Below are 23,643 nucleotides of genomic sequence, written 5' to 3' on the forward strand. Positions count from 1 at the left end.
AGTGGAACAGCTCTAAAAGGCTAACCGTTAGTGTTACTGTCCACGGCATGAAGAGAGTGAGCTTCGCCGAGTTCGGCGGCCCGGACGTTCTGCACCTCGAAGACGCCGAGGAGCCCCACGCGGGCCCCGGCCGGATACGCATCGCCGTGCGGGCGGCGGGCGTGAACCCCGTCGACTGGCGGGTCCGTGAAGGCCAGGTCCTGGGAGCCCATCCGGTCGAATTGCCCGCCGGAGTCGGGCTGGACGCCGCCGGGGTGGTGGACGAGGTCGGCGAGGGCGTCGAAGGGGTCGACGTCGGCGACCACGTATTCGGCGAAGGCGCCGCCACCTACGCCGAGTTCGCCGTGCTGTCGGCCTGGGCCCGTATGCCCGAGGGGCTGACGTTCGAAGAGGCGGCCGGATACCCCTCCGTGGTGGAGACCGCACTGCGCATCATCCGCGAGGTCGGCGTACGGCCCGGGCAGACGCTGCTGGTCAGCGGCGCGTCCGGGGGAGTCGGATCGGCGGTGCTGCAGATCGCCCGCGACCGCGGCATCACGGTGATCGGGACGGCCGGCGCCGCGAACCAGGACTATCTGCGGAGCCTGGGCGCCCTCGCCACGACGTACGGCGAGGGCTGGGCCGAGCGGGTGCGGCAGCTCGGCCACGTCGACGCGGCCCTCGATCTGGCCGGTTCGGGCGTGATCCGCGAACTCGTGGAGCTGACCGGGGACCCGCAGAAGGTGATCACCATCGCCGACCTCGCCGCGCCGGAGCACGGTGTCCGGTTCTCCGGCGTGGCCGGGAGCGTGCCGGACGCGCTCGCCGAGGCCGCCGGCCTCATCTCACGGGGGAAGCTCCACATCCCGGTCGAGAAGTCGTACACGCTCGCCGACGCCGCGACGGCCCACATCGACAGCCAAGCCGGCCACACGCGCGGCCGCCGGGTCATGGTCGTCTGAGCCGTCTCCTGCGCGACGGCATCTGACATCGTCACCGTCGATTACGACGGGGGTCGCTGCTCAACTACGGGCTGTGCGCCGTGATGTACGCGGGCGTCGGCACTGTCTCGACGCGCGGCTGCGCCGCCTCGTCGACGGCCAGGAGGGGAACAGGGCGCTCATCCACGCAACAGTGTGCAGCCCCGTCGCGCGCCACGGGGGGAAGCTCGCGACGGGGCTGCGGGAACACTACGCGACCAAGATCGTTAAGGCGAACGGGCCGTACTCGGCACTGGAGTTGGCCCGGCTCGGGGTCGTTCCCGGACCGCGGGGAAGGTGGGCCCGGGTCGGTGTTCCGCGATGTGAGCCGGGCCTGAGAGGCGCCGGTTACTTCACGCGGCTTTCGCCTCCCTGCGGTTCCTCTTCTTCGTCGTCGGGCAAGTGGACATCCGTGACGGCGACGTTCACCTCGACGACTTCCAGGCCGGTCATGCGTTCCACTGCCGAGATGACGTTGCCGCGCACCTCGCCGGCGACATCCGCGATGGCCTCTCCGTACTCGACGACCACGGCGAGGTCCACTGCTGTCTGAAGCTCGCCCACCTCGACCTTCACGCCGCGGCCGGCGCCGGCGCGCTGGCCGGGGACACGGTCGCGGACGGCTCCGAAGGTGCGTGCCATGCCTCCGGCGCCGAGGCTGCGGATGCCCGGCACCTCACGGGCCGCCATCCCCGCGATCTTCTCCACCACTCCGTCGGCGATGGTGGTCCGTCCCCGGGCCCCGGACGTGCTCGCGGCGCCGTTGTGGCCCTGCAGGGTCTTACCCGCCATGTCCGTCCGGCTCTCGCCCGAAGGGTGGCTCGTGGTGTCCGACATCGGCATCTCCTGGGATGTAGTCGCGGGCCCCGGTGCAGTACCCGGCGAGCAGCTCGCCAAGCGTGCTGCGGTGACGAAGTGTTCGGCGTCCCGGCCCGATTGCCGGCGAGCGTCACGCTGCGCGCGGCGAACCGCGCACTGTCCGTCGCCTCCGCAGGGGGACCACAGTCTCCCGGCAGGACTACGCTGTTGCGGCAACAGGCCCCGGACCCCGGCCCGTTATCTGCTTTCAGCGTCCGGGAGGCCCGCCGTGTTCATCCTCCTTCTCCTTCTCATCGCGGCGCTGTTCGGCCTCGGCTTCCTCCACCCGCTCTGGTGGGCGGCGGCAGCCGTGCTGGCCTTCGGCTACGCCCACTACAGCCGCAACCAGGACCGTGGCGGCAACGCCGAATACCGGGAGTACCGCGACCGCCGCGACCGTCAGGAACGCTGGGACCGCCGCTACAGCCGCCAGCGCCGCGCACGCTGGAACCGCCAGGACCGCCGGGACCGCACACGGCGCCGATGACCAAGGGGCCGCCTGCTCCGGGCAGTTCGCGGTATCTGCGTCTGCTGGATGCCCGCCGCCTTGTGCCGAGTGCTCCCTACGCCAACCGCCCACACTCCACGGAGAACCGGCCGTACCGGCAGCCGCGGCTCCGACCGGGCTTCGCCCCCCCCTGTCGCCACTGCACTCCAACCGCTCGTCACGCGTGCGGAGTTGAGGCGGCGGGTATCAGCGTCGGCGGACCTGACCCCGTACGGAGCGGTGCGGCGGGTGGGGCAGGCGCGGTCCAGTGCACAGCACGGCGCCGAGCCGGCCACGCGTGAGGAGTTGAGCCTGACCGGCGGCCCCTCCGAGCTCCGCGCCACCGCAGCCCCGGACAGGCACCGCCTTCACTCGTGTGACCCCACGTACCGTCCGATTGCGGTGCAGGCGCGCCTCAGTGCTCGTCGCCGGTGTCGTCTGCCTCGGCCTGTTCGACATCGGTGGCATCCAGTTGCCGCTGTGCCGAGTTCGCCGTTTCCCGGTCGATGGCTTCCTGCTCCTGGTCGTCATGGGTATCCGCGCGGCGCAGCCCCGCTTGGGCGCGCTCGGCGCGGGCTGCGGCGGTCGCGGCGATGTCACGTGCTCGCGCCACCGCCTCGTAGGCGCGCCGGCGTTGGCTGACCGCGTTCATGCCCGCTCTGCGCGCCCGCTCGTCGAGCCGCTGTTCTGTCTCGTCGAGCTGTCGCTCGCGCGCGTCGGCAAGACGGTCACGTTCGTCTGCGACGTGCTCACGTTCGTCTGCGGCGTGTTCACGTTCGTCGGCCAGGCGGTCTCGTTCGCCGGCGACGACATCCCGACGGTCTGCAGCCCGAGCCCGTTGTTCGCTGCGGTCCCCGCCTTCCGCGCCTGGCCGGTCCGCCGGTGATTCGTCGTCCATATGGCCAGTATGCGCCGGAGCTCGAAGCCGAACAGTTCGCTCCGGACGGGACCGCACCGGTCGTGCCCGCGGTCTCAGCTTCCGGGGCGAGCCGGGCCGTCGCCCGGCGCTCCGGAGGCAGATGGACCGGTTCTTCTCACAACGGCGACATGGAGGCCAACGGCCGTCATTGGCGGTGTAGTTGGCCCGGCGGCCGGTGTCCTGGGGGTGTTGTGTGGGCCCGGTGTCGGGGGAGGGGGCTATCGCAGCAGGTGTTGCTGGATGAGTTGCATGACCTCGGTGGGGCTGCGCGTGCCGTGGTCGAGGTCGAGGCGCCGAGTGCTGCCCCACACCATGACGCACAGGGTGGCGCGGACTTCGACGTCGTCGGGGTCGGTGCACACGCCGCGGAACAGTTCGCGCAGGTAGTCCAGCCGCCGGTTGTCGACGCGGCGCAGGCAATCCGCCGCCGCCGGATCGCGGTGGGCCCACTCGCGTACGGCGAAGTCGGTGGTGATGTCGGTGAGGAGGCCGTCCCCGGAGGCGGAGACGAAGAACAGGTACCGCAGTCTGGCCCGGGCGTCACCTTCGTGGGCGTCCACGCGGTCGATGACCGACGTGGTCACGTCCTGTTCCCAGGCCTGCAGCATCTCGTCGAGCAGTGCCCGTCGATCGGCGAAGTGCCAGTAGAAGCCGCCCTTGGTGACGCCAAGTGCCTTTGCCAGCACCTCGATCCGTACCGAGTCCACCCCGCCGTCCGTCAGGGCTCGCAGGCCCGCGGTGATCCAGTCGCTACGAGGGGTGCGCGCGGTCGCCATGCTGCAATACGCCTTCCCGTGACTATACGGAGCCGTATGGATGGTACTAGCTTCGTTCCATACGCCACCGTATGGAACGGAGGGTCGCCATGAGGCTTCCGCGCGAGGCTCACACACGTCACCCCTGGCGCATCCACGAGATCGCCGCCGACTTCCACCTGGAGGATGTGTGGGCGCTGCCGACTCCCGGCGGCCCGGACGATTTCGAGCGGTTCGTGCGCATGACCGGCGAGGGCAGCGAACCGACAGAGGGCTGGTCATGGCCGGCGCGCAAGCTGTGGGATCTGCGCTGGCAGCTCGGGCGGATCATGGGCTGGGACCGGCCGGAACACGACCTCGGTGCGCGTGTGCCGAGCTTGCGGGACAGCTTGCCGGCCGACCTGCGGGAGGGTCCGATGCCGCCGGTGCCCGAAGGGACGCCGTTCCGCCCGCTCTACCTCACCGACAACGAGATGGTCTGGGAGATGTCCAACAAGACCGTGCACGACCTGGCCCATTTCGGCTGGGTCTCCGACGGTTCGGGCGGCTACCGGGCGCAGATGGCCGTACTCGTGAAACCCAACGGCACTTTCGGGCGGGCCTACATGGCCGGGATCCGGCCGCTTCGCTACCTGATCGTCTATCCGCAGTTGCTGAAACAGATGGACCGCAGGTGGCAGACCGTCCGTTCGTGAGGGCGTCCGTTCGTGAAGGCGTCCGCTTCGGGGCCGGGCACGCGCCTCGGCGCGGCAGCGAGGCGCCTCGGCTGACCGACGGACCGGCCGGCCGCGGTGATCGTCCCCCGCAGTACGTGCGTACTGCGGGGGACGGCCGGGCGTACGTACGGGGCTCCGGGGTGCGAAGTCCCGTACGCGGTCCGGGGCTTGGGGCTTGGAGTCAGCCGCAGTGGTCGGCCTTCTCCTGGTCGGTCATCGTGCGCGTGTGCTGCGTCTTCGTGCTGGGCGCGTCGGGCTTGGGACCGGTGGCCTCGAACGGCACGTACCAGATGTAGTGACCGTGGAAGCGGTCCGGGAAGTGCAGCTCGTACGTGCCCTTGACCTTCTGCGTCTGGGCCTCGCGCGTCACCCAGCCCATCTCGCCGGGGCGTACGTCGACGTTGGTCTGGTCGGTCTCGGTGTGCGAACTCTCCCAGGTGTGGTTGTAGTTCGTCTCGATGCTCACCTTGAAGACCTCGGCGAAGCCGTACTCGGCGCTCAACGACACGCCGACACTGTTGGACTCGCCCGTCGTGTCGGACCAGCCCACCGTCGAACGCTGGGGATCCGGCGTGCAGTTGTACGCGCTGTCGCCCACCTGATGCGCCTCGCCCATGGAGTCCTCGGGCGGGCCGTCGGGGTGGAAGACACATGAGTCGGTGCCGTTGTCGCACTTGTCGAGGAGCTCGCGGGTGGTGGGCTGCTCCTCGGCCTGGGCGACGGTCGGCGCGAGGGCCGTGGTGCCCGCGGTCGCCAGTGCGGCGAGGAGTACGGAGAGCCGGAGTCGTCCGGTCATGACAGTCTCCAGAAATGTGGGGGGGTGGGGGTCCGGCGCTGTGGGCCGGTGGGGGTGGCGCTGGGGACCGGTGTGACGGCGCGTCAACTGCCGGTCAGGCAGCGCGGGTCGTCAGCCGGCTCCGATCGTCAGCCGGTTCCGGTTGTCAGCTGAAACCGAGCGTCAGCTGAAACCGATCGACTGGGTGCGGTCGTTCATCATCGAGCCGATGTCGCTCGCGTTCTCCTTGAACGGGCCGTCCCGGTCGCCGCCGAGGCCCGGCTCCGGATACAGCCAGACCCAGCAGCCGCCCCAGGGCTGCACCGAGGACACCCGGTTCTTCCAGCCGTCCTCCAGATCGTGCTGGTAGTTGACGACGCCGTCCTTCTTGCAGAGGGACTCACCGGTGATGGTGAGCGAGTCGCCGCCGAATCCCGGGTCGTCGAAGAAGGTCCCCTGGATGACGCCGCCGTCCGCCATGGTCCTGGCGGACGTGTTGAACTGCCGTGTCTCCGCTCGGAATCCGTCGTCCCGCGCCGCGTCGCGGGCGGACGCCGGGGCGTCGGTGATGCGTCCGCCGGATGCGGCGCCGACGGCTTCGGTGAACGTTCCGTAGCAGCTCTGCTGTCCGGTCGCGGCGTCCGAGACGCAGTGCCGGGCCCCGGACTCCGCCGGCTCGTCCGCCGCGGCCTGCGCCGAGGGCGCCGCGACGGCCCCGGCCAGTACGGCCAGCGCCGCCGCGGTGACGCGCGCGTGGTGCGTGTTCCTTCTGTTGAGCATGTCCAACTCCTGTGACGTGGGGGGTAGTTGGCGCGGTACACATGCTCGGCTCGACAGAGCTCAAACCAGAAGCCCGCAATTGCCCGAAACCCGTCACCCGTACGCCCGGTAACGCGGCACCACCCGCCCGCGAATGTGGGGGAGGGTCACAAACGGAATGCGACCCTGGCGCCTCGGAGGGGGCTGCACCCGCTGCCTGAGGGCGCAGCCCCGGAGAGTGTGAAAGATGGCCGGCCCCTCTGTGTGGAGAGCCGGTGACTCCCGGGATGCCGGAAGTCGGCCCGGCGGGAGGGGCCGGGCCGGCTTGGTGAGTTGGGCGGGGGCGTCAGGGCTTGTGGTGGGTGCGGGTGCGGGTGAGGGCTGTGGAGGCGAGGGTGATGCCGGTGAGGCCCACTATGAGGGCGACGACGGCTCCGCCCAGGCCGTTGCCGGTGCCGAGGCCGCCGGTGGCGGTGGCCGCGACCAGGGCGCCGAGGACCGTACCGGCCACGCCCGCCGCCAGGGCCGCGAAGGCTCCGCGACGCTCGGGGCCCGTACGCATGCGACCGGTGGCGCGGGCCAGGGCCAGTCCGCCGACGACCACGCCCGTCAGCGCCAGTAACGCGGCCACGAGGGCCAGGAGCCGGCCGGCGCCGGTGCCGGCACCGCCGGCGGCGACGGAGGTCTGCGCGGCCGCCGGCCCGGCAAGTGCGAACACCGCGATCAGGGCGGCTCCGGCCACGGGAAGCGCGACGCGGACTGAAGTCAGGGCTCCTGATGCCTTCATGGCTCTCTCCTCTGTCGTGAGCCTCGATTCCGAGGTTCGGATGTGGCTTCAGCATGTCGTCGCCCGTGCCGCCGGTCGTCCAGCACACGCAGGCACTTCGCGCTGCCACGGAGGGCGCACCCCGCTGCCGCGGACGCGGCAGGTGCGGCGGAAGTACCGCGTCCGTGGTAGTCAACTGCTCCTCCACGAGCGGGAGTCGGGCGCAGCCGCATCCGGATAAGGTGCGCGCATGAGCACAGAACGGCCCGGTATCCGGGCTGGTGCCAGAGACTGGGCCATCGCCCTCTGCGTGACGGCGATGCTGCTGGCCGTCGGGCTGTCCGGGAACAACCCCGGCACCGATGCCGAACTGCTCGGCTACGCCCTGCTGGTGGCCGGCGGCCTGGCGCTCGCCGCGCGCCGACGCGCCCCGGTTCCCGTACTCGCCGTCACCGGACTGTGCGCGGTCGGATACCAGACGATCGGGTTCGACGTACCGGCCGTGGCCTACCTGTTCGCGGTGTACGCCGCCGTACGGGAGGGCCACCGCATCACCACGGCGGCGGTGTCCGTGGCCCTGCTGGCCGCTCTCCCGCTCGCGGCCCTGCTCTCCCCGCACGACTGGCCCGCGGGCGAGGCCTTCGCGCAGGCCCGGGGTGCCCTGGAACTGGGCTGGCTGGTCGCCGCCGCAGCCGCGGGCGAAGCGCTGCGGCAGGCCGAGCGGCGGGCGGAGGAAGCCGAGCGCACCCGGGAGGAGACCGCGCGGCGCCGCGCCGACGAGGAACGACTGCACATCGCGCGGGAGTTGCACGACTCGCTCACCCATCAGATCTCGATCATCAAGGTGCAGTCGGAAGTCGCCGTCCACGTGGCCCGCAAGCGCGGCGAACCCGTACCGGAAGCCCTCCTCGCCATCAGGGAGGCGGGCCGCGAGGCGACCCGGGATCTGCGGGCGACCCTGGAGGCGCTGCGCGACGACGACAAGAAGCCGTCCCAAGGGCTCGCGCACATCCCGGAGTTGGTGGAACAGGCCCGTACGACCGGGCTCGACGCGAGGCTGACGCTGGAGGGGCGGCAGCGTGACGTACCGGCCGCGGTGGACCGGACCGCGTACCGGATCGTCCAGGAGTCGCTCACCAACATCGGCCGCCACGCCGCGGCAACCACCGCGGAGATCCGGATCGGCTACGGCCCGGACACCCTCGCCATACGCGTTGACGACGACGGCAAGGCCACGCCGGATGCCGCCCCCGTACCCGGAGTCGGGCTGCTCGGCATGCGCGAACGCGTCACCGCGCTCGGCGGCAGTCTGCGTGCGGAACCCCGCGACGAAGGCGGGTTCACCGTACGGGCTGAACTGCCGCTGGACCGACGGGCCGAACTGCCACTGGACCGTACGCCGTGATCCGTGTCCTGCTGGTCGACGACCAGCCGCTCCTGCGCAGCGGATTCCGCGCGCTCCTCGATCTCGAGGACGACATCGAGGTGGTGGCCGAGGGCGCCGACGGACAGGAAGCCCTGGCGCTCACCCGACAGCACCTGCCCGACATCGCGCTCATCGACATCCAGATGCCGGTCCTCGACGGCATCGAGGCCACCCGGCTCATCGCCGCCGACCCCGCCCTGGCCGGGGTACACGTCGTCATCCTCACCAACTACGGCTTCGACGAATACGTCTTCGACGCGCTGCGCGCCGGCGCCGCCGGGTTCCTCGTCAAGGACATCGTGCCGGAGGACTTCCTGCACGCCGTACGCGTCGCCGCCCGTGGCGACGCGCTGCTCGCCCCGGCGATCACCCGCAAGCTGATCGACCGGTACGTCGCCCAGCCACCCCGTACGGCGGATGCCGGCGCGCAGCTCGAAGAACTGACCCAGCGCGAACGCGAAGCCGTCGCCCTGGTCGCGCAGGGCCTGTCCAACGACGAGCTCGCCGCACGCATGGTGATCAGCCCCCTGACCGCGAAGACCCACGTCAACCGGGCCATGACCAAGCTCCACGCCCGCGACCGCGCCCAACTCGTCGTCCTCGCCTACGAGTCCGGCCTGGTCGCCCCGCAGGGTCGCTGAGGCGGTTCCGAGCCGAGCCGCAGTACGCGATGAGGGCCGGTGCTCAGGGGGTTGGGCCTGTGCGCGGACCGCCGGCCCGGGGCGGGGCGGACTTCGGGAGTCTGGCGTCAGGGCGGCTGCGGATTTGGCCGGCAGGTGTGTGGTACTCGGCGGGCAACGTCTTGGGTTCGGCCCATGTGCCCAGGACACCAGCTGCCGCAAGGCGCCCGGGCGCACCTGCGAAGGCGACGCGGCTCCGTTCCGGGCGGCCTTCACCGGCCGGAACCGAGCGGCGGCTCACGGACCCCCTGTGCTCTGTGCCGGCGCGAGGGGCCTGACCCACGAGCCCTCGTCAGGGAGCCTGCCGACTGCGGCAGTTACGCCTCGGTGGTGGGGAACGGCCGGGTCCGGCCCGGGGCGCGAGGGGGAAGTCGTAACGCGTCCCGGACCGTTACGGCCACCGTCGAGACGGCGGCCGGCCTCTCGGGAATCGCCGCCCCCAATCCCGGCGCCTTCTGGAGACTCAACACACTAGACCCGCCAGGCGCTTTCGGCAGACGGAAGACATGTCCCACTCGTGCCCACGTACGTCCACTCCGGCGTCACGCAATCCGTGGAGAGGACGTTGCGGCACCGGGGCCTTGCCCCCAGGGGGGCGCTCGTATGGAAATCGCGGCCCGAACAGCCTCTGCCCGCCGTCAGGCTGAGGGGTCGTCGGACAGGATGCGTTGGAGGGTGCGGTGGCCCATGCGGCTCATGGGCGGGTTGGTCTCGACGTAGTACCAGACCGTGCCCATCGCCTGCTCGAACGCCCACGCCTTGCCGCGTTCCCACTCGACGTCGTCGGAGCCGAGCGCGGCGCGCAGCACCCGGCGCGGGCCGGCGTCGAGGAGGTGCCAGCCGCCGACGAGGTCCAGTGCGGGGTCGGCGGGGCCCAGGCCGCCGACGTCGATGACTCCGGTGAGGCGCCCGTGGGACACGAGAACGTTGCCGGGGATGAGGTCGCCGTGCGTCATGACCGGGCCGGCGGGGCTGGGCGGCAGTTCCCGGAGAGCGTCCCAGATGCGGCGGAGCCGCGGAAGGTCCAGGGCGTCCGCGTCCAGGATCTCCTCGCTGCGGTCGAAGCAGGTCTTCACCCACGCGTCGTGGTCGCGGAGTTCGCCTCCGCGGCCCTCTCCCCGGAACGTACGGCCGCGCGTATCGATGGCCCGTACCCCGTGGATGAACTCGGCGAGATCGTGCGCGAAAGCGGCCGACGTACTCGGATCCTCGGTCGTGGCCACGGCGCCGGGCAGCCAGGTCTGCACCGACCAGGGGAGGGGGTAGCCGGAGCCCGGTTCACCGAGGGCGACCGGTTCGGGCGTACGGAACGGCGTACGGCCGGCCAACTCGCGTGCCGCTTCCGCCTCCGCCTCCAGCGACTCGCGCGTCGAGGCGACGTCACCGGGCTGGAGCGGGAAGCGTGCGGCGAGGCGGTCGCCGATCCGGAAGATCGCGTTGACCGTCCCCTCCGAGGCCACGCCCTGGACGGGCAGGTCCCGCCACCGGGGGAACTGTGCGTCGACCAACTCCCGTACGGTCTCCGCCGACACGCTCAGCTGGCCGGTGTGCATCTGCATGGCGAGAGCGTCGCCTGCTTCGTTCCGGGGCGCAACGAAAATGCGGCCCATTCGGACCTCACCCTGCCCGACTTCACGCCCACGGGGTGAGCCCTCACAGTTCGGCGGCGAGGGACGGGACGGCCCCGGCTCCCGGCTCCCTGCGCCCGGTTCTCAGTGACGCGGCTTCCCCGCGCCGCTCAGCGTTCCGTGCGGGTGAACGTCATGTGCGTGACGCCGCTGGGGGAGGAGGTGGTTTCGATCTCGAAGTCCTTCTCGATGCCCTCCAGTTGGTCCCAGAGACGTACGCCCCGTCCGAGAAGGATCGGGACCACCACGATGTGCATGTGGTCGATGAGTCCGGCGGCAAGGAACTCGCGGACCACGGTGGGGCCGCCGCCGATGCGTACGTCCTGGCCGCCGGCAGCCTTGCGGGCCGCCTCCAGGGCTTCAGCAGGCGACGCGTCGAGGAAGTGGAACGTCGTGCCGCCCTCCATCTCGATCGAGGGGCGCGTGTGATGGGTGAGGACGAAGACCGGTGTGTGGAACGGCGGGTTGGGGCCCCACGCGCCCTTCCACTCGGGCTCCTTGTGCCAGCCGGGGTGGCCGTATTTGCCCGCGCCCATGATCTCGGCGCCGATCCCCGGCTCGTGCTGCTGGACGAAGGCGTTGTCGACGCCGCCGCTGCCGCCGGGCTGCCACCACCGGGTGGCGAACATCCATTGGTGCAGCCGTTCGCCGGCGTGGCCGAAGTGTGCGTCGCGGTCCTGGCCCTCACCGGTGCCGAAGCCGTCGAGCGAGATGGCGAAGTTGTGGACGCGGGCGAGTGACATGGCTGTCCTTCCCTTCCTTCTGCCGACCGCGCTGCGTCGGATCAGCTCGGCCGTGAAGCGATGATGTACGCATCAATGTCATGACGTCCAATGCCAATTCGGATCAGATCTCATAGATAAACTCAATCCATGCTGAACCTGACTCAGCTCAAGGTTCTGGAGGCCGTCGCCCGGCATGGATCGGTGACCGAAGCGGCGAAGGAGCTGCACTACTCCCAGCCGTCGGTCAGCCATCACCTGGGGCGGCTCGAAGTCGCCACCGGAGCCAAGCTCGTCCAACGGGTCGGCCGCGGAATCCGGCTCACCCCCGAAGGTGAACTCCTCGCGCAGCGGGCCGCGGAGATCGTGGGGCGCGTGGACGCCGCGTCCGTCGAGCTGGCGGCGCGCGTGGGACTTCGTGCCGGGCGGGTGCGGCTCGCCGGCTTCCAGACGGTCCTCAGCACTCTCGTACCGAAGGCGGCCGTCGAACTGTCGCGGTCGCACCCGGAAATCGAGTTGAACCTCGTCGACGCTCATCCGGCCGAGGGCCTGCAGATGCTGCGTTCCGGACACGTCGACATCGCCTTGATCTTCCGGCACAGCGACACTCCGCTGGAGGAGGAAGGAGTCCGGCTCACCCACCTGTTGGACGATCCGCTCTACCTCGTCACCGACCAACCGCGTCAGCGCCTCGAGGACCACCGCGAGTCCGCCTGGGTCGGCGGCTGCGAACGCTGCCGAGCCGCTACGACCAGGGCATGCGAAAGCGCCGGCTTCTCACCTCGCATCGCCTACTCCTGCGACGACACGGTCATCGCCCAGTCGGTCGTCGCCGCCGGAATGGGCGTCGCCATCCTCAACGGACTGGCCCTGCACGCCCACCGGGCCCCGGGCATCCACACCACACAGCTCACCGGCACCGTCCGCCGCATCTACGCCGCCACGTACGGCGACCCACCGGACCCACCCGCCACGACCGCACTGATCGAAATCCTGGCCGCCCAGTCCCGGGCTTCGAACGGTGGCAACTGAAGGCGCGCGTGCAGCGGGGGCCGCACCCCCCCCTGTGAAGGGTGCGGCCTCGCGTAAGCGGCCCCGAGTGACGGGCTCAAGGTGGTCTAGCCGCCCGGTGTGTAGCCCTTGGTCGCGGGGGCCGCGCCCGGGGCGCGGACCGTTGTCATGCCGCCGGTGGCCGACTTGGACGGCTGCTGGATGACGCTCTCCGTGGAGGAGGAGGTCTCCGGGTCGGTGAAGTCCTGTGTGATGCCGAAGCCGTTGTCGTACGCGTCGAGCTTCAGCAGCGCCTTGTCGACGCCCTCCCTCGTGAGGTCCTTGTCCTTGCAGGCCTGCTTGAGTGCCTCGGTGAAGACGGAGGCCGCGGTGCGGCCGGCGACGACGCCGTTGTCGAGGGACGACTTCGGGTACGCGGCCCGGTAGTCCTTCACGAGCTTCTTCGCGGCCGGGGTGTCGGCGCCGATGGGCAGGGAGGGGGAGGCGACCCAGTAGTTCTTCGTGAGGGCCGGGCCCGCCTGGGTGGCGAGGAGCTGCGGGGAGAAGGCGGAGTTGTTGCCGATGATGGGGACGTCGAACTTGCCGGCCGCCGCCACGCCCACCAGCGAGGCCGCCTGGCGCGGTCCCGCGCTGAGGACGACGGCCTTGACTCCGGCCTTCTTCAGGGCCGCGACCTGCGCTGTCATGTCGTTGTCGGTCGGCTTGATCTTCTGCTCGACGACGCTGACGCCGGCCTTCGTCGCCATGTGGCGCGAGCCCTGGAGGGCGTTCTCGCCGTAGTCGCCCTCGAAGTAGACGTGCCCGAGCTTGTCGCCCTTCTTGAGCCCCTTCTCCTTCATGAGGAAGTCGATCGCGTTGATCGTCTCGTAGTCGTACGTGGAGCCGATGACGCGGATGTACGGGCTGCCGAGCAGGTCGGCCGACCACGCCTGCGGGAGGACGAGGGCCTTGTCGCTCTCGATGCGCTGCTTGACGGCGGCGACGAACGGCGAGCCGATGAACTGCGCGAAGCCCAGTACGTCCGGCTCCAGTTCGGTGTACGCGGCGACTGCCTTCTGCGGGTCGTAACCGTGGTCGCGGACGGTGAGAGCGAGCTTGCGGCCGCAGACGCCGCCCTCGGCGTTGACCTGCTTCACGTACAGCTGCTGCGCCTGGGTGATGCTCTTGCCGAGGGTCGCGTAGACGCCGGTCATGTCGGTGAGGGCGCCGAGGGTGATGGTCTCGGCCGTGACACCCTCGCCGGTCTTGACGCCTCCCGCGCCCCCTCCGCCCTTGTCGTCCTCGGCCTTGGAGCTGCATCCGCTCAGCGCCCCGGTGAGGACGAGGGCGGCGGCCAGTGCGAGCGCCGCCGGTGTCCTGGAGGGGCGCGTGCGTGGGGTGGATCCCAGTGGACTCATCATTTCTCCCGTGGAGTTGGCCTGAAGCGCCGGGCGGCGAGGCCGGTGAGGCCGCCGGGCAGGAAGAGCACCACCGCCACCACGGCGGCGCCGTACAGGTACCGGGACGCCTCACCCGGTGTGACCCCGCCGGAGCCGGGGTCGGCGACCAGCGGCAGCGCGTCGCTGTAGCGGGTCAGGAGCTGGGGCAGCAGGGAGACGAAGGCCGCTCCGGCCACCGCTCCCGCGACCGAGCCCAGCCCGCCGATGACGATCATGGCGAGGTATTCGAGGGACAGGACCATGCCGAAGTAGTCGGGCACGGTCCGCTGGAAGGCCAGCGCGAGCAACACGCCCGCCAGCCCTGCGTACATGGAGGACAGGACGAACACGCCGGCCCGGTAGCGGGCGACCGGTACGCCGATGACGCCCGCAGCGATGCGGTGGTCCCGGATGGCGTTCAGGGCGCGTCCGGGGCGGCCCCGGAGCACACCCCGGGCGAACAGGGCGCAGCCCAGGAGCAGGACGAGTCCGGCGTACCAGAGTTTCTCGGAGGCCCCGAACGGCACGGCGGCGACGACGAGTTCGCTGTCGTCGAAGGTGAGCCCGAACAGGCTCAGCGGTGGTACGTCGCGCCCGTTGAAGCCGCCGGTCAGATCGCGCGCGTTGAACAGCACGTGCTGGCCGATGAAGATGAGTGCGAGGGTGGCGATGCCCAGGTACGCGCCGCGCAGCCGCCCTGCGATCGGGCTGAACAGGCCGCCCGCGAGCCCGGACAGCAGCACCGCGAGCACCGCGGCCAGCCACGTGGGCAGGCCGAGTCCGGTGAGGCCCTCCTCGCTGTCGCCCGCGAGGACGCAGTAGCCGTACGCGCCGACCGCGAGGAAGAACGCGTGTCCCAGGGAGAGTTGGCCCGCGGATCCGGTGAGCAGGTTGAGGCCGATCGCGCCGATCGCGGCCGCCATCGCGAACAGCCCGGCCTGGAGCCAGAAGCGGTCCAGGTAGAAGGGCAGCGCGAGCAGCAGTACGGCACCCGCGATCCAGATGTACGCGGCGGGCCGGCGCAGCCGCTTGCCGAAGCGGCGGCGGAGCGGGGAGGTGAGGAGCGCGGCGGGGTGTGCGCGGTTGTCAGACACGGGCCGGCTCCCTCATGCCGAAGAGACCGGCGGGCCGGACGAGGAGGACGGCCAGCATCACCAAGTACGGGGCGAGATCGCCGAGTCCGCGCCCCAGGAAGGTCAGATCGCTCTGGTATCCGGTGGCGAGGGACTCGGTGATGCCGACGATCAGCCCCCCGGCGAGCGCGCCCGTCGTGGAGTCGAGACCGCCTAGGATCGCCGCGGGGAACGCCTTCAAAGCGGCCAGCGACGTGGCACGTTCCAGCCCGGGCGTGGGGAAGACCGTGAGGAACAGCGCGGCCACGGCGGCCAGTCCGCCCGCCACCGCCCACGCGCTGAGCGACACCCGCCCCAGCCGTACGCCCATGAGCGCGGCCGTCTCCGGGCTCTCGGCGGCGGCCCGCATCGCCACGCCCCACGAGGTGAAGCGGAAGGCGAGCAGGAACGTCCCGATGAGCAGCGCGGCGGCCACGAAGGCGGCGATCTGCGTATGCGGTACGGACACTTGACCCACCGTCAGCACCGCGTCGCCCCACGGGTCGCCGAGAGCGAGTACGTCGGTGCCCAGCCGGCGGGTGAGTTCCGTGGTGAGGAGGATGTCGACGCCGATGGTGGCGATGGCCAGCACGCTGTGGTTGCTGCCCTTGTAGCGGCGCATCACCAGGAACTCCACGGCCGCGCCGACCGCCGCCGCACCGCCGATGCCGACGAGGAGCGCGGGCCAGAAGCCGATGTCGTCGTGGAGCGAGGCGATGAGGTAGCCGCCCGCGAGGAGCAGCGAGGCGTGCGCGAAGTTCACGACCTCGGTGGCCCGGAAGATGACGACGAAGCCGAGCGCGATCAGCGCGTACACGGAGCCCAACGAGACGCCGTTGAGGAGCAGTTCGGCGAAGGTGCTCACGACGCGGCCTCCTCGCCCAGGTAGGCGCGTACGACGTCCGGATCGCTCTGCACGTCGCGCGGAGTGCCGTCGGCGATCAGGCGCCCGAAGTCGAGCACCGTGACCGTGTCCGCGAGCCGCATGACCACCCCCATGTCGTGTTCCACCAGCAGGATCGAGATGCCGAGACTGTCGCGGACCCCGGCGATCACGGCCGCGGTACGGCGGCGCTCCTCGGCGGTCATGCCGGCCACCGGCTCGTCGAGCAGCAGCAGCCCGGGTTCGAGGCAGAGGGCGCGGGCGAGTTCCGCGAGCTTCAACTGCCCGTACGGCAGCGCCCCCGTCGGAGTGTCGAGCTGCTTCTCCAGGCCGACGAACTCGGCGATCTCCCGCACCCGTTCGCGGTGCCTGCGCTCCTCGCGCGCCGCGCGGGGCAGCCGCAGTCCGGTGGCGGCGAACCCGGAGCGAGTGAGCCGGTGGCGCCCCAGCATCAGACTGTCGGCGACGGTCGTGCGCGGGGCGAGCGCCAGCTCCTGGAAGGTACGGGCGACGCCGCGCTGTGCGATGCGGTGCGGCGGCAGGCCGGTCAGCTCGCGCCCGCCGTAGTGGATGCTGCCGCTCGTGGCCCGGTAGACGCCGGTCAGTACGTTGAAACAGGTCGATTTTCCGGCGCCGTTGGGCCCGATGAGGGCGTGCACGGTGCCCGGCAGCACGCTGAAGCTGACGGCGTCCAGCGCGGTGAGCCCGGCGAACCGTACGGTCACCTCCCGTACGTGCAGAGGCTCGACGCCGGGCGTGACGGCCGGCACTTCGGGCGCGGGTGGGAGGGCGTCCTGCGGGTTCACCGGTGGCCTCCCCAGCGCGGTAACGCGGGCAGCGCCTCGACGCTCTCGGCCGCCGCGTCCTCGTCGACCGCGCCCAGATAGCGGCGGCGCACCTCGTCGGAGGCGGCCAGCTCGGATGCGGGCCCCGCGAGGGCGACTTCACCGACTTCCAGGACGTACGCGCGGGACGCCAGACGCAGGGCGAGCGCCGCGTTCTGCTCGACGAGCAGCACCGAGGTGCCCTCCGCGTTGATCTCCTGAATGGTCCGCGCGATGCGCGCCGCCATCAGCGGGGCGAGACCGAGAGAGGGCTCGTCGAGGAGCAGCAGCCGGGGCCCGGCCATCAGCGCCCGGCCCAGCGCGAGCATCTGCTGCTCGCCGCCGGAGAGCAACCCGGCGTGCTGGTGGGCGCGTTCGGCCAGTACGGGGAACAGCCGGTGCACCCGCTCCAGCGCCGCCGCCCTGCCGGAACGCGGCCCCCGGGCGCCGAGCGCCCCGGCCCGCAGATTGTCCGCCACCGTCATCCGCGCGAACACCCGCCGCCCCTCCGGCACATGACACACCCCGGCGGCCACCGGCCGCTCCAGCGGACGCCCGCCGAAGGTGACACTGCCGCCGGTGACGGCACCGCCGTGGAAGGAGAGCGTGCGCGAAAGGGCCCGCAGCAGCGTCGACTTGCCGGCCCCGTTCCCGCCCAGGACAGTGACCACGGCGCCCTCGGGCACCTCCAGTGACACCTGTCGCAGAGCGCGTACGGGGCCGTAGCCGACCGACACGTCCCGTACCACCAGTCCGGATCCAGCCACCCTGAGCGCCTCCCAGTCGTCGTGTGGCGCTCACCCCAGCACCGCGCGGGGCCCCGGTCCACGCGGTGCGGCCGAAACGCTGCCGGGGACCAGCAGGCACACGCACCCGTTGTGCACCGGACCAACGTCCGGCGTCAGAGCCCTGCCGAACGGCCCGGGCGATGGCATCCTCCGGCACAGGGGAGGGGTCCATGACCAAGCGCAGACCACGAAGGACCGGGCACGACTGGAAACTTCTCGGGGAGGCCTGCACGGCACTGCTGGACGAGGTACCGGACCTGGTCGACACCCACGTACGGGAACTGGCCGGACACTCGCCGGTCTACCGCCAGGTGCTCACCCACGACGAACAGCTGCAGGAAGCCGAACAGGCGATGCGGGTCGGCATCGAAACGATCTCCGCGCCCCGGGACGCACCGCGCCACGACCTGCGCCACGCCGAGGAGTTGGGCCGCCGCAGAGCCCTGCAGGGACTCCCGCTCGACCTGCTCGTGCACGCCTACCGCAACGCCGGCTACCTCGTGTGGGACGCCCTCGTGGAAGGCGTCGTACGTCGCGGCCCGGAGAACCTGAACGTACTGATGCGCTCGGCGACCATGGTCTGGTCGGCCGTCGACGCACAGGCCGCCGCCGCGTCCGAGGCCTACCGCGCGGCCGAGAAGGAACTGCGCTGGCGCACGGACGAGCAACTCCAGGCACTGCTTGACGCGTTGCTGGCAGGCGACGAGACCCCGGGACTGGTCGGCAGGGCGGCGGCAGGACTCGACCTGCCGGAACGCGGCCCGTACGCGGTGGTGGCCCTGCGCGCCGAACGGCACCACCGCCGCGAATCCTTCCACCGGCAGATCCAGCGCCCCGGCTACCGCTTCGTCTGGCGCATGCGCGCCGACTGCGAAGTGGGCGTCGTCGCCCTCGGACCCGACGAGAACCTCGACGGCCTGCACCAGTTGCTCGACGGACGCTGCCCGGGGCCCGGCGGCATCAGCCCCGTCGTACAGGGCCTCGGCCGGCTCGCCCAGGCCCGCCGGCTGGCCGAACTCGCCCTGCGCGCCTGCCCGCCGGACACCACCGGGCTCGTACGGTTCGACCAGCGCATGCCGACCGCGCTCGTGGTCAGCCGCCCCGAACTCGCCGCGCTTCTGGTGACCGAGGTGTTCGGCGAGGTCCTCGCCCTCGAACCCGCCGACCGCGCCGTCCTGTTGGAGACCCTGGAGGCGTGGCTCGCCTGCGAGGCCTCCGCCGGACGCGCCGCCAAACAGCTGTACTGCCACCGCAACACGGTCTTCAACCGCCTGCGCCGCCTCGAACAGCTCACCTCACGCTCACTCGCCCGCCCCCGCGACCTGACCGAGATGACCCTCGCCCTCGACGCGTATCGGCTGTCGGCTACGGGCTGACTCCCGTACGGGACGGGACGGGACGGGACGGGGCGGGGCGGGGCGCGGGTACGGGGGCGTACGGGGTGATTCCCGTACGAGGGCCGGCGCGCTTACGAAGCGCTTCCCGTACGGGCCGGCGCGCGTACGGGAGCAGCCCTCGGCCTTCCGTGCGGCACCCCGAACCGCGTGCCGCCGTCGGCTACCGTCGGGCGGATGCGGCTGCTCCTCACCACCGACACGCACCTGCCCAAACGCGCGAAAGTGCTGCCCGACCCGCTCCTCGCCGAGATCGACGCCGCCGACGTCGTCGTGCACGCCGGCGACTGGGTCGACGCCGCGACCCTCGACCTCTTCGAGGCCCGCGCGCACCGCCTCATCGCCGTGTACGGCAACAACGACGGCCCCGAACTGCGGGCCAGACTCCCGGAAGTGGCCCGCGGTGAACTCGCCGGCCTCCGCTTCGGCGTCGTCCACGAGACCGGCCCCTCCCAGGGACGCGAGCGACGCTGCGCAGAGCAGTATCCCGACCTCGACGTCCTCGTCTTCGGCCACAGCCACATCCCGTGGGACAGCACCGCGGACGACGGCCGGCTGCGGCTGCTCAACCCCGGCTCGCCGACGGACCGGCGACGCCAGCCGTACTGCACCTACATGACCGTCGAAGCCGACGGGGGCCACCTCGGCGAGGTGCAGCTGCACCGCCTGCCCCCGCGGCAGCCGAGCAGATGACCGGCCGCGCGTCCCGGGGGATTCAGCGCGTACGGCTCAGCACAGGCGCCAACTGCCCGGCCATTCACCGTTGCCGCGCGGCCGCCACCAGCAGTTGTGTCCGGGGCTGACCGTGGCGACGCCCGCCGGGTCCGTGTCCCAGGTGCCGTTGGGCGTCTCGTGACGCACGCTGCCGCCCAGACCCTTCCAGCCGCCGGAACCGGTCCACGCGTGCCAGACCGAATAGCCGGTGCCGACCACGAAATATTCGAGGCTTCCGTTCTTCCACTCGTAACGGAAGTACTGGAATTCGCAGATCCGGTAACCGCGATTGCCGTCCACATCGATCGGGCAGACCGAATTCCGCGACGGGTCACCGTCCGCGTCGGTTCCCGGGAACGTCTGCACCGAGACGGGCTTCTCCGGCGCCGCAGCCCGCTTCTCCGGCGCGGCGGCCTGCTTGTGCGGTGTCGCATCCCGCTGCGTCGACTCCCCGCCGAAGGTGTCGCCCACCGCGAACGGCGTCACCAGCAGGCACATACCCGTCGCCACGGCCAGCGGAATCCTGAATCTCCGCCAGCCGTCTGATCTGACTCCCCGTTGCTTCACCCGCACCACATCCCTCTCCACACACGCCGACCCCGCACACCCACCGGCTCGGCAAATCCACCGAGTGAAAGAACCCGACGAAGAACTCGTCCCCCGTAAAATTCCCGCCGAGCCCGCGGAAGGAACACATCCGACGCCGCGAATGCGTGAACGCGTCACGCCCGCCCGGTGGTTGGGAAACGGCGGGCCCATGACCGGCATCACCGACCGGGCGCCCGCGCGTTTCTGCCCCTGACCCGGGATCTGGAAGGAGAGAGTGTGCCCGCGCTCCTGGCCGTGATCGTGAGTAATCTCGTGCGCGGATCAGTTCATTCCGGTTGGTTGTGGAGGCAGGTCGTGGAGGACAGGTTCGAGGGCAAGGTGGTGCTCATCACCGGCGGCGGCTCGGGACTGGGCCGGGCAGCCGCGGTGCAGGTCGCGGCCGAGGGCGCGAAGCTCGCCCTGGTGGACATCAGCGAGGCCGGGCTCGCCGGGACCGCGGCCGAGGTCGAGAAGGCCGCACCCGGTACGGAGGTCGTCCGCATCGTCGCCGACGTCACGGACGAGGCCGATGTCGAGCGCTACGTCGCCCGTACCACCGAGGCGTACGGCCGCATCGACTGCTTCTTCAACAACGCCGGCATCGAGGGCAAGCAGAACCTGACCGAGGACTACGGCACCCAGGAATTCGACCGAGTCGTGTCGATCAACCTGCGCGGCGTGTTCCTCGGCCTCCAGCACGTCCTCCCGGTCCTGCGCGCACAGGGCGCCGGCACCGTGGTCAACACCGCCTCCGTCGGCGGTATCCGCGGCATCGGCAACCAGTCCGGCTACGCGGCCGCCAAGCACGGCGTCGTCGGCCTCACCCGCAACTCCGGTATCGAGTACGGGCAGTTCGGCGTCTCCGTCAAGGCCATCGCGCCCGGCGCCATCATGACCCCGATGGTCGAGGGCTCCCTCAAGCAGCTCGACCCCGACAACTGGGAAGCGGCGGGGCAGGAATTCGTCAGCGTCAACCCGATGAAGCGCTTCGGCAAGCCGGAAGAGGTCGGCCACCTGGTCGCGTTCCTCCTCTCCGACCACGCCGCCTTCATCAACGCCACGACCGTCCCCATCGACGGCGGCCAGTCCGAGAAGTACTGACCCGGCACGCAGCAGCCGTACGCGCGACGTCGTCCGCGCCGACGTCGGGCCGGAGCTGGTGCGTCTGCCGCCCGGGGAGGCCGGCCCCGGGCGGCCTCGCCCCGCAGGGCCCGTCACCCCACGCGGACGTACGTGACGTCGAAGTCGGTCAGCCATTTCTCGCCGTCTGCCGAGCGTTCCCAGCCGCCTGTCAGGGCGTCGTTGTCCTCGCCGAAGGTGCCGGTGAAGCGCTGGTGGAAGCCGGGGGCCGCGCGCCATTGGCGCCAGACGCCGTTGTCGACGCTGGTGCGGTACACGCGGGCGACGCCACGCCCGTCGGCGTAGAGCGTCGTGAACTCGTCGGCCGTGTCGTCGTATCCGGTGAGGGTGACGGTCGGGAACGGTACGTGCGGGCCCCATTCGGCGGGGATCGTGGAGCCGGGAGTCACGTCGGCACGCTGGACGAGGAACACGCCGCCCTCCTGCCAGGCGAACTCCGTCCGTACGGGCCCGGCCTCCCCGCCCATGGCCCACATGTCCCACGCGCCCACGAGTACGTCCAGGCGGCGCAGTGCGGAATGGGGCGTCGGCTGCCTCATGGCGCTCTCCTCTCCTCGGACGGCCCGCTCCGGCGGAAAGGGGAAGACGGGCCTGCTCAATGAGGACCCCGGCGGTCGCCGTGACTCATCGCGCCGCACCGAAAAAGGTCGTTCCCGCCCGGTTCTCATGGCGGCTGGGCACCGGTCGGCCCGAAGAAGGCGCATACTGGAAGCAATGACGAAGCGAGCCGGTTCCCGGCGCACCCTGGCCACCAGTCCCTTCCACACCCCTGCTGCGCCGCCGGTCAAGCATTTCGCAGTAGGTGACCGCGTGACTCACGATACGCACGGCCTCGGCCGCGTCGTCTCACTGGAGGGCGAGGACGCCGTCCTCGTCGACTTCGGCACCTTCCGGCAGCGGATCATCAGCCCGTTCAGCAAGATGACCGCACTCTGATCGAGCTCTGACACGCGTTCTCGCTGCCGCGCCCAGCGACCGGGGCAGCGACGTGACCTGCGTGCCATGCCGTGCGCATGGACTACGGAGGCGTACCGGTCCCGCTCGCGCGCCGGAGCGGGGTTCCCACCACTCGGCGCCCGGACCGACGCGCGCTCCCTTACGGGACCGTTCCGCGTACCGCGTCGGGGTCCGGCGATCCGCGCCGGGCTCTGAGGTGCGACATCGCGGGGTGCCGGAGCACGTAGCCTTCTCCTTCAACGCTTTTCATCCCTCAGGGAGTTGTGTCATCGACAACAGCACGCTGTTCTCCGCACCCGAAGCGGTCGTGAACCACGCCGCGGAGGACACGCCGCCCGTTTCCGCGGACGTCTTCCGGGCACCGGACTTCGCCGACGTCGCCTTCGACGAGAGCCCCGAACCCGAGGAGACGCCGGAGCCCGTGGCCCCTGTCCGTCAGCGCGACGCGAGCAGCCGCGGCCCCCGGAAGTAGCGCCCGTACCGGCCCGCGAGGCCGGCTGCGCGACCCCGAACGGGACCCGCAGCCCCTCGTGTTGGCCCTCCAGCAGTGGCCCGCCAGTGCCGCGCAGGCGTGCGGCACTGGCGTCGCTGTGCGGCACCGCGGCACCGACATCGAGCCGCCCCGTAGCCGCGGCGTGATGCCCCGGGTGGGAAGTCCGTCGCGCCAACTCCCGCTGCCCTTCGAGCGCATCCGCCGATGTCCAGCATGTTTTGCGACAATGGAAGTGGCAGAGCGCGCTGTGCCACGGAGTGCCGTTCGGGGGCGTGACAGGGCACCTCTCGCGACCCCGGCCGAATCCCGCCGCGGCCGGCCTCCGGAGGGTCGGGGCCGCCGCCCACTCCTGAGTGGACCTCGTTGCCGGTACGCTCACGGGGCGTCGCCCGGCGTGTTCGATGCCTTCGGAGCCGCCGGGACCGACTGTGGCGGGACATGAGAAGACGGCCGGCAACGGGAGGTACGGATGGCTGACATCTGGGTGCTGTGCCAGAGCCCGACCCATCACCACGAGAGCAGCCTGGTGCGGGTCGACACGATCAGTTGGATGAGCGCCACTTCCGAACGGCTTTCCGGCGGCGCGATCGGCTCGCAGGAAACCGTCGTGCTGGCCCACAGGAGCACCGAGGGCGGCACGTCCCTGCCGGAGGATTTCCACCTCGCGCTGCTGGCGCAGATCGGCATGGCCCGCGAGCGGGCGCGAGACAGCGACGAGGACCAGGTCCTCAAGGCCGAGCTCGACGAGTCCGCCACGTGGAGCTGGGCGATGGCCCCCGCCAGGGAGATGTGGCCGGGCTGAGGACGCGTTCCGCCATCCGGCGGCCGCACCACCGTACGGTGCAGCTCGGATCTCCGCCGTGCGAGGGGG

The 23,643-nt window shown here is 71.1% G+C and carries 27 protein-coding genes; 12 read left to right on the forward strand and 15 right to left on the reverse strand.

The genetic code is table 11. The features are described from left to right. Positions 1 to 47: 47 nt before the first annotated feature. On the forward strand, positions 48 to 941 hold the full coding sequence (locus AC3AGO_RS34875) for an NADP-dependent oxidoreductase (RefSeq protein ID WP_487824309.1): 894 nt from the start codon (positions 48 to 50) through the stop codon (positions 939 to 941). 366 nt (positions 942 to 1,307) lie between these two features. Here the strand turns inward: AC3AGO_RS34875 and AC3AGO_RS34880 are convergent, their stop codons facing one another. Next, positions 1,308 to 1,796, reverse strand: coding sequence for an Asp23/Gls24 family envelope stress response protein (locus AC3AGO_RS34880; RefSeq protein ID WP_487824310.1), 489 nt, complete (start codon positions 1,794 to 1,796; stop codon positions 1,308 to 1,310). A gap of 250 nt (positions 1,797 to 2,046) precedes the next feature. Here AC3AGO_RS34880 and AC3AGO_RS34885 point away from each other — a divergent pair, with 250 nt between their 5' ends. Continuing rightward, complete coding sequence (locus AC3AGO_RS34885) at positions 2,047 to 2,304, forward strand: hypothetical protein (RefSeq protein ID WP_487824311.1); 258 nt, start codon at positions 2,047 to 2,049, stop codon at positions 2,302 to 2,304. Between the two features lie 415 nt (positions 2,305 to 2,719). On the opposite strand, the gene AC3AGO_RS34890 is transcribed toward AC3AGO_RS34885, so the two are convergent. Further along, entirely contained in the window at positions 2,720 to 3,202 is a 483-nt protein-coding gene (locus tag AC3AGO_RS34890; protein WP_487824312.1) for a hypothetical protein, read from the reverse strand. A 239-nt stretch (positions 3,203 to 3,441) separates the two neighbouring features. Next, entirely contained in the window at positions 3,442 to 3,999 is a 558-nt protein-coding gene (locus tag AC3AGO_RS34895; protein ID WP_487824313.1) for a TetR/AcrR family transcriptional regulator, read from the reverse strand. A gap of 89 nt (positions 4,000 to 4,088) precedes the next feature. Here AC3AGO_RS34895 and AC3AGO_RS34900 point away from each other — a divergent pair, with 89 nt between their 5' ends. After that, the gene (locus tag AC3AGO_RS34900) at positions 4,089 to 4,673 is read left to right on the forward strand and encodes a DUF2867 domain-containing protein (RefSeq protein WP_487824314.1); all 585 of its coding nucleotides are present in this window, start codon (positions 4,089 to 4,091) and stop codon (positions 4,671 to 4,673) included. Positions 4,674 to 4,875: 202 nt separating this feature from the next. Here AC3AGO_RS34900 and AC3AGO_RS34905 read toward each other — a convergent pair whose 3' ends face one another. From AC3AGO_RS34905 to AC3AGO_RS34915, 3 genes are all read right to left on the reverse strand, one after another. Beyond that, positions 4,876 to 5,490 (reverse strand): hypothetical protein, encoded by a 615-nt coding sequence (locus AC3AGO_RS34905; RefSeq protein WP_487824315.1) that lies wholly within the window; start codon positions 5,488 to 5,490, stop codon positions 4,876 to 4,878. Between the two features lie 162 nt (positions 5,491 to 5,652). Beyond that, entirely contained in the window at positions 5,653 to 6,249 is a 597-nt protein-coding gene (locus AC3AGO_RS34910; RefSeq protein ID WP_487824316.1) for a beta/gamma crystallin family protein, read from the reverse strand. Between the two features lie 325 nt (positions 6,250 to 6,574). Beyond that, the gene (locus AC3AGO_RS34915; protein ID WP_487824317.1) at positions 6,575 to 7,015 is read right to left on the reverse strand and encodes a DUF6223 family protein; all 441 of its coding nucleotides are present in this window, start codon (positions 7,013 to 7,015) and stop codon (positions 6,575 to 6,577) included. Between the two features lie 229 nt (positions 7,016 to 7,244). Here AC3AGO_RS34915 and AC3AGO_RS34920 point away from each other — a divergent pair, with 229 nt between their 5' ends. Both AC3AGO_RS34920 and AC3AGO_RS34925 read left to right on the forward strand, forming a co-directional pair. Further along, complete coding sequence (locus AC3AGO_RS34920; protein WP_487824318.1) at positions 7,245 to 8,399, forward strand: sensor histidine kinase; 1,155 nt, start codon at positions 7,245 to 7,247, stop codon at positions 8,397 to 8,399. After that, the gene (locus AC3AGO_RS34925; protein WP_487824319.1) at positions 8,396 to 9,061 is read left to right on the forward strand and encodes a response regulator; all 666 of its coding nucleotides are present in this window, start codon (positions 8,396 to 8,398) and stop codon (positions 9,059 to 9,061) included. Before AC3AGO_RS34920 ends, AC3AGO_RS34925 begins: the two co-directional genes overlap by 4 nt. Before the next feature lie 677 nt (positions 9,062 to 9,738). Here AC3AGO_RS34925 and AC3AGO_RS34930 read toward each other — a convergent pair. Further along, positions 9,739 to 10,659, reverse strand: coding sequence for an aminoglycoside phosphotransferase family protein (locus AC3AGO_RS34930; protein ID WP_487824320.1), 921 nt, complete (start codon positions 10,657 to 10,659; stop codon positions 9,739 to 9,741). Between the two features lie 179 nt (positions 10,660 to 10,838). Then, positions 10,839 to 11,471 (reverse strand): dihydrofolate reductase family protein, encoded by a 633-nt coding sequence (locus AC3AGO_RS34935; RefSeq protein WP_487824321.1) that lies wholly within the window; start codon positions 11,469 to 11,471, stop codon positions 10,839 to 10,841. A gap of 129 nt (positions 11,472 to 11,600) precedes the next feature. Here AC3AGO_RS34935 and AC3AGO_RS34940 point away from each other — a divergent pair, with 129 nt between their 5' ends. Beyond that, complete coding sequence (locus AC3AGO_RS34940; RefSeq protein WP_487824322.1) at positions 11,601 to 12,482, forward strand: LysR family transcriptional regulator; 882 nt, start codon at positions 11,601 to 11,603, stop codon at positions 12,480 to 12,482. An 86-nt stretch (positions 12,483 to 12,568) separates the two neighbouring features. Here the strand turns inward: AC3AGO_RS34940 and AC3AGO_RS34945 are convergent, their stop codons facing one another. The 5 genes from AC3AGO_RS34945 to AC3AGO_RS34965 are packed head-to-tail and all read right to left on the reverse strand — an operon-like array spanning position 12,569 to position 17,465. Then, positions 12,569 to 13,858 (reverse strand): ABC transporter substrate-binding protein, encoded by a 1,290-nt coding sequence (locus tag AC3AGO_RS34945; protein ID WP_487824323.1) that lies wholly within the window; start codon positions 13,856 to 13,858, stop codon positions 12,569 to 12,571. Further along, the gene (locus AC3AGO_RS34950) at positions 13,858 to 14,973 is read right to left on the reverse strand and encodes a branched-chain amino acid ABC transporter permease (protein WP_487824324.1); all 1,116 of its coding nucleotides are present in this window, start codon (positions 14,971 to 14,973) and stop codon (positions 13,858 to 13,860) included. The genes AC3AGO_RS34945 and AC3AGO_RS34950 overlap by 1 nt, the downstream gene beginning before the upstream one ends. Then, positions 14,966 to 15,856 (reverse strand): branched-chain amino acid ABC transporter permease, encoded by an 891-nt coding sequence (locus tag AC3AGO_RS34955; protein WP_487824325.1) that lies wholly within the window; start codon positions 15,854 to 15,856, stop codon positions 14,966 to 14,968. The genes AC3AGO_RS34950 and AC3AGO_RS34955 overlap by 8 nt, the downstream gene beginning before the upstream one ends. Further along, complete coding sequence (locus tag AC3AGO_RS34960; RefSeq protein ID WP_487824915.1) at positions 15,853 to 16,644, reverse strand: ABC transporter ATP-binding protein; 792 nt, start codon at positions 16,642 to 16,644, stop codon at positions 15,853 to 15,855. Before AC3AGO_RS34960 ends, AC3AGO_RS34955 begins: the two co-directional genes overlap by 4 nt. A gap of 32 nt (positions 16,645 to 16,676) precedes the next feature. Beyond that, positions 16,677 to 17,465, reverse strand: a complete 789-nt coding sequence (locus tag AC3AGO_RS34965) for an ABC transporter ATP-binding protein (RefSeq protein WP_487824326.1) — start codon at positions 17,463 to 17,465, stop codon at positions 16,677 to 16,679. Positions 17,466 to 17,656: 191 nt separating this feature from the next. On the opposite strand from AC3AGO_RS34965, the gene AC3AGO_RS34970 reads away from it, so the two are divergent. Both AC3AGO_RS34970 and AC3AGO_RS34975 read left to right on the forward strand, forming a co-directional pair. After that, positions 17,657 to 18,862 (forward strand): PucR family transcriptional regulator, encoded by a 1,206-nt coding sequence (locus AC3AGO_RS34970; RefSeq protein ID WP_487824327.1) that lies wholly within the window; start codon positions 17,657 to 17,659, stop codon positions 18,860 to 18,862. A 195-nt stretch (positions 18,863 to 19,057) separates the two neighbouring features. Then, the gene (locus tag AC3AGO_RS34975) at positions 19,058 to 19,573 is read left to right on the forward strand and encodes a metallophosphoesterase family protein (RefSeq protein ID WP_487824328.1); all 516 of its coding nucleotides are present in this window, start codon (positions 19,058 to 19,060) and stop codon (positions 19,571 to 19,573) included. Between the two features lie 36 nt (positions 19,574 to 19,609). Here AC3AGO_RS34975 and AC3AGO_RS34980 read toward each other — a convergent pair whose 3' ends face one another. Continuing rightward, positions 19,610 to 20,104, reverse strand: coding sequence for a hypothetical protein (locus AC3AGO_RS34980; protein WP_487824329.1), 495 nt, complete (start codon positions 20,102 to 20,104; stop codon positions 19,610 to 19,612). 393 nt (positions 20,105 to 20,497) lie between these two features. On the opposite strand from AC3AGO_RS34980, the gene AC3AGO_RS34985 reads away from it, so the two are divergent. Beyond that, positions 20,498 to 21,283 carry an SDR family oxidoreductase gene (locus tag AC3AGO_RS34985; RefSeq protein ID WP_487824330.1) on the forward strand — a complete coding sequence of 262 codons (786 nt, stop codon included), beginning with the start codon at positions 20,498 to 20,500 and terminating at the stop codon, positions 21,281 to 21,283. A gap of 113 nt (positions 21,284 to 21,396) precedes the next feature. Here AC3AGO_RS34985 and AC3AGO_RS34990 read toward each other — a convergent pair whose 3' ends face one another. Continuing rightward, positions 21,397 to 21,861 (reverse strand): hypothetical protein, encoded by a 465-nt coding sequence (locus AC3AGO_RS34990; RefSeq protein WP_487824331.1) that lies wholly within the window; start codon positions 21,859 to 21,861, stop codon positions 21,397 to 21,399. A gap of 175 nt (positions 21,862 to 22,036) precedes the next feature. Here AC3AGO_RS34990 and AC3AGO_RS34995 point away from each other — a divergent pair, with 175 nt between their 5' ends. The 3 genes from AC3AGO_RS34995 to AC3AGO_RS35005 all read left to right on the forward strand — a co-directional run bounded on the left by AC3AGO_RS34995 (position 22,037) and on the right by AC3AGO_RS35005 (position 23,574). Next, on the forward strand, positions 22,037 to 22,258 hold the full coding sequence (locus tag AC3AGO_RS34995; RefSeq protein ID WP_487824332.1) for a hypothetical protein: 222 nt from the start codon (positions 22,037 to 22,039) through the stop codon (positions 22,256 to 22,258). A gap of 232 nt (positions 22,259 to 22,490) precedes the next feature. Further along, positions 22,491 to 22,751 (forward strand): hypothetical protein, encoded by a 261-nt coding sequence (locus tag AC3AGO_RS35000; protein ID WP_487824333.1) that lies wholly within the window; start codon positions 22,491 to 22,493, stop codon positions 22,749 to 22,751. A 490-nt stretch (positions 22,752 to 23,241) separates the two neighbouring features. Then, positions 23,242 to 23,574 (forward strand): hypothetical protein, encoded by a 333-nt coding sequence (locus AC3AGO_RS35005; RefSeq protein WP_487824334.1) that lies wholly within the window; start codon positions 23,242 to 23,244, stop codon positions 23,572 to 23,574. Positions 23,575 to 23,643 lie beyond the last annotated feature (69 nt).

It is taken from the genome of Streptomyces sp. BL1 (assembly GCF_057628045.1).

Coding starts and splice junctions, on each gene's coding strand:
- AC3AGO_RS34875 (WP_487824309.1), top strand. CDS start 48: ATGAAGAGAGTGAGCTTCGCCGAGTTCGGCGGCCCGGACGTTCTGCAC.
- AC3AGO_RS34880 (WP_487824310.1), bottom strand. CDS start 1,796: ATGTCGGACACCACGAGCCACCCTTCGGGCGAGAGCCGGACGGACATG.
- AC3AGO_RS34890 (WP_487824312.1), bottom strand. CDS start 3,202: ATGGACGACGAATCACCGGCGGACCGGCCAGGCGCGGAAGGCGGGGAC.
- AC3AGO_RS34895 (WP_487824313.1), bottom strand. CDS start 3,999: ATGGCGACCGCGCGCACCCCTCGTAGCGACTGGATCACCGCGGGCCTG.
- AC3AGO_RS34900 (WP_487824314.1), top strand. CDS start 4,089: ATGAGGCTTCCGCGCGAGGCTCACACACGTCACCCCTGGCGCATCCAC.
- AC3AGO_RS34905 (WP_487824315.1), bottom strand. CDS start 5,490: ATGACCGGACGACTCCGGCTCTCCGTACTCCTCGCCGCACTGGCGACC.
- AC3AGO_RS34910 (WP_487824316.1), bottom strand. CDS start 6,249: ATGCTCAACAGAAGGAACACGCACCACGCGCGCGTCACCGCGGCGGCG.
- AC3AGO_RS34915 (WP_487824317.1), bottom strand. CDS start 7,015: ATGAAGGCATCAGGAGCCCTGACTTCAGTCCGCGTCGCGCTTCCCGTG.
- AC3AGO_RS34920 (WP_487824318.1), top strand. CDS start 7,245: ATGAGCACAGAACGGCCCGGTATCCGGGCTGGTGCCAGAGACTGGGCC.
- AC3AGO_RS34930 (WP_487824320.1), bottom strand. CDS start 10,659: ATGCAGATGCACACCGGCCAGCTGAGCGTGTCGGCGGAGACCGTACGG.
- AC3AGO_RS34935 (WP_487824321.1), bottom strand. CDS start 11,471: ATGTCACTCGCCCGCGTCCACAACTTCGCCATCTCGCTCGACGGCTTC.
- AC3AGO_RS34940 (WP_487824322.1), top strand. CDS start 11,601: ATGCTGAACCTGACTCAGCTCAAGGTTCTGGAGGCCGTCGCCCGGCAT.
- AC3AGO_RS34945 (WP_487824323.1), bottom strand. CDS start 13,858: ATGAGTCCACTGGGATCCACCCCACGCACGCGCCCCTCCAGGACACCG.
- AC3AGO_RS34970 (WP_487824327.1), top strand. CDS start 17,657: ATGACCAAGCGCAGACCACGAAGGACCGGGCACGACTGGAAACTTCTC.
- AC3AGO_RS34975 (WP_487824328.1), top strand. CDS start 19,058: ATGCGGCTGCTCCTCACCACCGACACGCACCTGCCCAAACGCGCGAAA.
- AC3AGO_RS34990 (WP_487824331.1), bottom strand. CDS start 21,861: ATGAGGCAGCCGACGCCCCATTCCGCACTGCGCCGCCTGGACGTACTC.
- AC3AGO_RS34995 (WP_487824332.1), top strand. CDS start 22,037: ATGACGAAGCGAGCCGGTTCCCGGCGCACCCTGGCCACCAGTCCCTTC.
- AC3AGO_RS35005 (WP_487824334.1), top strand. CDS start 23,242: ATGGCTGACATCTGGGTGCTGTGCCAGAGCCCGACCCATCACCACGAG.